Annotated in this window: 3 protein-coding genes; all 3 read right to left on the reverse strand. The window is 45.6% G+C overall.

Going from position 1 to position 6,682, the window contains the following annotated elements; all coding sequences use genetic code 11:
* Positions 1-7 precede the first annotated feature (7 nt).
* Positions 8-808, reverse strand: coding sequence for an SDR family oxidoreductase (locus STRDD13_RS07340; RefSeq protein ID WP_067103577.1), 801 nt, complete (start codon positions 806-808; stop codon positions 8-10).
* Positions 809-1,276: 468 nt separating this feature from the next.
* Positions 1,277-5,728: a Cna B-type domain-containing protein gene (locus STRDD13_RS07345; protein WP_067103578.1), complete on the reverse strand. Its 4,452-nt coding sequence runs from the start codon at positions 5,726-5,728 to the stop codon at positions 1,277-1,279.
* Positions 5,729-6,152: 424 nt separating this feature from the next.
* Positions 6,153-6,682, reverse strand: a 530-nt coding sequence (locus tag STRDD13_RS07350; protein ID WP_156471292.1) for an LPXTG cell wall anchor domain-containing protein, incomplete at its 5' end; no start/stop codon positions are given.

Below are 6,682 nucleotides of genomic sequence, written 5' to 3' on the forward strand. Positions count from 1 at the left end.
CTCGTTTCTAACCGCGAGTCTTGCCACCTGCCACATTTGTTGTTACACCAGTGATATAGCTGGCTTTGTCCGATAAAACATAAAGGACAAAATCGGCCACTTCACTCAACTTTCCACTTCTTCCAAGCGGAATAGTACTGGTATTCCCGTACCCCTCACGCAACTCGTCCACCGTTTTGCCTCGGGTGTATGCGAGAGCCGTTTCGTATGCAAGTGTTCGCAAACCCGTTTCTTCCATGATGCCAGGGGCAATTCCAACGACGCGAATATTGTGTTTGGCTAGTTCTTTCGCCCAAGAACGAGTCAAGGAATAAACTGCCCCTTTAGTCGCTGAGTAGATACTTTGTCCTTCAGAACCTTCAAGACCTGCCTCTGATGCCATGTTAACAATGACACCGGATTTTTTCTCAGCTAAAATGCGACTAACTTCTTGAGAGACAAAGAATAGTCCCTTAACATTGATGGCCATCATTCGGTCAAACTTAGCTTCATCCAATTCATACGGTCCTCTAGGTTCTCTGGTATCGACCAGCAAGCTTGGAATATTGATGCCAGCATTGTTGACTAAGCCATCAATGCTTCCAAAATGTTCCAGAACCTTTGCAACTGAAGCCTTGACTGCTTCATGGGACGTCACATCTGTCTGGATAAACAAAAGGCGATCGTCTTTCAGGTCACTATCTTTGATGTCAAAGTTTGCTACTTTAGCACCAACAGCAAGCAACTCCCTCACAATAGCAAGCCCAATCCCTGAACTACCACCCGTTACGACATAGACCCGATCTCGGATCCCTAACCAATCTGACATGTGTTTTCCTCCGATATCTTTTTGATGGTTTCATTATAGTCCGAAAAGCTTTTTAACTTAAGGACACTTTTATTCATCATTCAAATAATTTATGTCCAGAGGAAAACACAAAGCCATTCCAGTATAGCAAGCGATTTCTTTAGCGTCAATTCAACCGAAAATCTCAAGATCCGAAACTGAAGCAGGCACCTTGATGTATCAACGAAAAGACCTGCTCAATCCTCTCATTCTTTAGACGTTAAACTCATCCCCCAACTAAAAAGAAGAGGCTAGGACAAAAGTCCTAGCCTCTTAATTGTTTTTGGATTGTTGCGCAAGACGCAGTGGTTGAGGGGGCTCTACGACGCTGATTTCATCCGCTTTTACAACCCGACTCAACTATGCGGAGGTGGGACGACGAAATCGAATTCTAAGGAATGACCGATTTCTGTCCCCCTCTCTTCTTTTAAAACATTTGCTGCTTTCGCATTATTGTTTTTTGTTTTTCTTACGAAGGGTAAGGTATCCTAATCCTCCCAGCATCACTGCGCCGATGAGTCCTAGTAGAGAGATGGTTGTCCCTGTATTTGGTAAAAATCCAAAAATCTTTTTAGGTTTCTTTGGCTCTTCAGGTGTTGGTGGAGTTGGTTCTTTTGGAGTATGGGTATTGGTGATCACTTGGTTCGCTGGATCTGTATGATCGACACTGGCTTGGTAGCCTTCTGGTACTGAGACTTCCTGCACAGTGTAGACGATGTCTTTTCCTTTGGCTTTTTTCTGCAAGTCTGTAAAGGTTGCTTGCCAGTTGTTGCTACTTGAAAGTTCGACCGTCTGACCCGTTTCCACACCGTCTGCTAAAAGAGCAACTGTGACCTTATCTGGACGAAGGCCATCTTGATTGTTCGCATCGTCCCATTTCTTTGTGACCGATACACTTGTCGTTTCAGTCGTATGGGTATTGGTGATAAGGACGTTTCCTTTGTTGTTGTCGTCAATCGTCACTTCATAGCCAGACGGAACCTCTGCTTCTTTCACAGTGTAGACAATGTCTTTTCCAGCAGCTTTTTGGTCCAGATCCTGGAAGGTCGCTGTCCAGTTATTGCTACTTGAAAGTTCGACTTCTTGACCCGTTGCTGTCCCATCCGCGTAGAGTTGAACCTTGATCGAATCTGGACGGATACCATCCTGATCGTCTGCGTCTACCCATTTTTTGGTGACGGTCATACTGGTCTTACCAGGTTTGTAGTGGTTGGTGATGGTCATGCCGTTTATTTCAGTCGTGTAGTTTTCGACACGATCCTCCGTTACGGTATAGACAATTTCTTTTCCATTGGCATACTTGGCTAGGTCACTAAACGTATAGCTCCACTCATCGCCACTTCCGCTGACTTCTGCACTGGAAACTTCCTCACCATTGGCTAATAAGTGAAGGGTGATCGCGCTTGGGCGGAGACCATCTTGATTGCTTTGGTCATCCCACACCTTCTTAACAGTGACTTCTGTCATTTCAGGTGTGCGCTTGTTGGTGATCGTCGCTTTTCCATCTACAAAGCTGGCTTCTTCCGTATCTACAGTATAGCCGGTTGGTACGGTGACTTCTTTGACTGTATAGGTAATGGTTTGACCATTTTCGGTCTTTGGAAGTTTGCTGAAGGTTGCTTGCCAGTTAGTTGCAGCAGAGACAGTAACTGCATCCCCTTCTTTTTGACCATTTTTATAGAGTTGGAATTGGACACTTTCAGGTCGGAAACCTTCCTTGTTGTCTGCATCGTCCCATTTCTTTTCTGCCACGAGTTCTTGTAAGTCAGATTGGTTTTCGATGACTTTCGGACTGGCCTTAGAGCCGACTTCTTCCCCGTCGATGGTGACATGGTAGCGGACATTGTCCGTATCATACGTCACAACCACCGTATGCTCCGTTTCATCTAACAGATAATTTTCAGGAGACTTGGTTTCTTTGAGGGTATAGGTCCCTTCTTGCAAGAATTGGAAGGCTACCGTCCCATCTGTATTGGATGTTTGGGTATCAATGACAGTACCATCCTTGGAAAGTTCAAAAGTAGCTCCTGAAAGTCCCTTGGTCCGATCATCCTTGTCGACTTTCTTGACATAGAAATGAGCCGCAAAGATTTGGGAGGTGACGGTATTGGATTCCCGATTTCCGTTGTGGTATTTGGCCTTGTAACCAAATTGGTTATGAGCTTGGACGACACCCGTTTGACCCGCATTGTCTGCATTGTCTTTGGAGCGCTCGAGCAAGAGTTCCTTAACCTTGTCCGAGTAGTCAGAAGGATTGACAACTGGGACGCCAAAGTTCGCTTCGCTCCGCGCTTTGATCTGGGTTCCATTATCAGCCACTATCTTAAAGCCAGTTACTTGACTGTAGTCGCTGACGCTAGTGGTCCAAATGTCCTTATCCGCTGCCTCTGCCATGGTACTTTGAGTCACACTCGCATCCGTCGTGTAGTAGACAGTCCAGCCTGCTGGAGCCGTGATTGGTCCCCGAAGAGAGACGGTATATTCACTCATTCGGTTAGAGGAGTCTAAGGTATTGACATCTCCTACCTTTGGAAGAACGTCATAAACGACAGCTTCTTCGACCGGTGTATCGGTATTGTTCTTAATGGTGAGTTTATAGTTGAAGGTCTCACCTGGTTTAAAGGTCCGAGCAACTGCTGAAGCATCGGAAAGGTCATCATTTTTAGCGATATACTTCCGTGCATAGATCCCTTCCGCTGCGACGATTGTGTAGTTGACTTCAGAGTGAGCCAGCTTATCGGTTGTAGAACCGTTGTTATTAAGATCATAGGAGTCTTCAACGGCATTTTTCAAGGAACTTTCTGCAAAGTTATCTCCCACCACATAGACGTGATTGGTATAGGTACCTCCTTCAAAGGTTCCTTTTAACCAGACCTGGACAAAAGGCAACTGTGCTTGTCCTTTGGTTCTAGCCAATTCTGTTATCAGAGCCTCTTGGTCCAGGTGGATGATGAGGGCATTGCGACCGGAGTCGTGGTAGTTCTCCACAATTTCATAGGACTTGTACCAAGGTCTTTCTTTGATTTGCAGATCCATGAAACTCTTATCGATCTCAAAGGTATTTGGATCGTAGAGGTCGACCAAACGAAGATCCCCGTGGTCTACTGCCGGATCCAAGACCGTTTCTGAGAAGTCCAACATGAACTGAATGTGTTTCCCATCCGTAAAGTTCATACTATTGTAACGTTCCCGCTTATTAATCTTAACCGTTTCAGCAATCGGCTTCATCACAAAGGAAGCATCACCATCATTTTTCAAGGAAGCTCCTGCAGCGGTCTTAAAGGTCATGGTCCCGTGATTACTGTACTTATTGTTACTGTCATTTGTAGTGTCGACACGGGTATTTTCCGGATCCTTAAAGACTGTGTAGGAGCGGATTCGTAGCCCTCTACCAGAGGCTAGTTCAAAGTCGCTCTTAAAGGTTAGGTCCCAAGCTACCACCACCCCATACTGGGTCAGATCCATCGAAACGGACCCATCTTGTTTGGTTTCAAGGGCAACGTCCTTTTTCGTGCCGTCTTCTAGGGTCAGGGTCAAGTGATCCACATACTGACTAATCATTGGCCCATTTCCGTAGATCCCCAACATCATCCGGCCCATATCAATTTTGGAAATCTTTAGGCGACTATCTAGACCTGTATCAGAAAGGACTAGATTTTTAAATGGAAGCGGGGTGTTATTGTCAAAGTTCAGAGACCATTCATAGTTGGCGGTCTTGTAGGGAAGGGTATCAAAGATATCCCCTTGGGAGCGCTTAGCAAAGCTCCCCGAGCCTTGGAGATCCTTAGAGGTCAAGCGGAAGATGAGGCTATCCTCACCGGTGATATCAGGCTCTCCCTCGCCCCGTTCTTTTGGAACCCCAACAAAGCTAGCTGTATTGGTCAAGTCCTTGGTCAGTAGGTCCTCCACCTTTTGGTCCTTGTCCATTGCTAGATCCGGGAACTTGAGATAGAGGAAACTATTTTCCTTGATTTGAATCATGAAATCTTGGTGATAACTTGCCCCATTATTATTCGCTTTAGCTTCGAAAGACTTAGAAACCGTTCCATCTCCGTTGTCCGTCCAGCCGACAGACTTTTCGGTATCGAGGACCGCTGTTCTAGTCGCTCCATTTTTATCCGTATAGGTCGGAAGGGTATCGGTGATCGTCACTTTTTCCAATTGACGATACTGCCCTCCATAAAAAGCTTGTATCCCGCTCAAAACAAAAGCAAAAGGAACAGAGCTGGACTCACTCAAGTAGTTCTTGCCATCTTCTCCCGTAATGACTCCCGGCATGGCCTCCGCATAGTTATCCTTCATGTTAGCCATATCATTATTATTGATATACTTGTCCAACTTGTAGTCTGTATACTGGGGTTTCCAGGTGATAGTATTGAGGTTGGTCGTGGTCCCATCGATGGTCACAGTCCCTGTGATATCCATTTTGTAATTGGTTGGCGGAAAACCGCTTTTCCAGTTGGCGATAAATGGAATGGTGAGGGCTTCTGACTTTTGGTAGTCCGTAAACTTGATGTTCAGCTGGTAGTCCTCACCAACCTTAGTCACCTTCACATCCTTGGTTGAAGCGGTGTCAAAAGATGGAATACTAGCTGAATTCAGATACTTACCGGGCAGGGTAACCTTGATATCCACCTCTTTGGGTTCGGTCGTCAGGTTCTCTGGGGTGACCTTGATATAAGCTGACATGGTATCCCCTGTGCCATAGGTTTGACCATCTGGATGCTCCTGTCCATCTCCATAGGTGAGCTTCACATCTAGCGTATTGGTCGCTGCAGGGGCAGCATCCTCAGCCCAGACAGAAACGGCCGATAGAGCCGTATTCATCACCAGAACCAAGGTAGCGAAAAAGACATAGAGCTTTTGAAAAATCCCCTGTCGTTTTTTGGAATCCTGTTCCATAAAATCTCCTCCTATTCGTTCCTACAAGTTGATTTTGAACGTGAAGCGATGGATACCAGTGATCAGCTTGCTCAGCTTCTTTCACCTTCTTCCCAGGGCTTTTCGTTTGATCTGTAGGTAGAATTTATTCAACTTACATTATACAACATACACCCCCTGAAATCAACGAAATCGCGGTGGTTTCTGTTGTTTTATTCATTATTTTAAAGCTAAAAAGACGATGTACTTAGGATTTTTGTTTAGGTCACATTTTTATAGTTGCATTTCTGTGAATTTTTTAAACTTTTAATCGTGAAATCTAAAGTGTTTTGCCTTATTAAACAAAAACCCAACCCCCAAGAGAAACTTGAGGGTTGGGTTGGCCATCTACCTAAAGGACTTTTAGGTTATTTGTCAGATGTTTGACTAGAGTCTTTCAGACTTCTTATTGGTCTTCTTCTTTCTTTTTTCCAAATGCCAGCAAGAAGAAACCGAACAAGGAAGCGACACTTGCTAGACCAAGGGTCATCGACTCTTGAGTACCGGTATTTGGCAACTCAGGCTGTTCTGGTTTCGCAGGAGCTGGAGTTGCTGGTTGCTCTGGTTCAGACGGTGCTGGTGGAGTTGGCTGATCTGGCTCAACCGGAGCTGGGGTAACTGTTGCCGTATAGTTAGCTGTTACCACTGTTCCGTTGACATCCACCCGCTTGATGGTCACCGTTGGGGCTACTCCTGTAAAGCCTGGCTCTGGAACAAAGGTGATGGTCCCATCTGGAGATACAGTAAAGATACCAACTCCTGGGATTACTTTTGTAGTCGAGCCATCTTCGAAGGTCGCTGGAACTGAGTCATCCATCGGAACATCACTGTCGCCACCTGTGAATTTAGGTTTGGCAGTTTGTGTTTTCCCTTGGACATCAATGGTTTCTGCATCTTCCGCAGTTGGAACGACCGGTGTCACCGTTGGCGTGTAGG

Source organism: Streptococcus sp. DD13, assembly GCF_001578875.1.
GTDB lineage: Bacteria > Bacillota > Bacilli > Lactobacillales > Streptococcaceae > Streptococcus.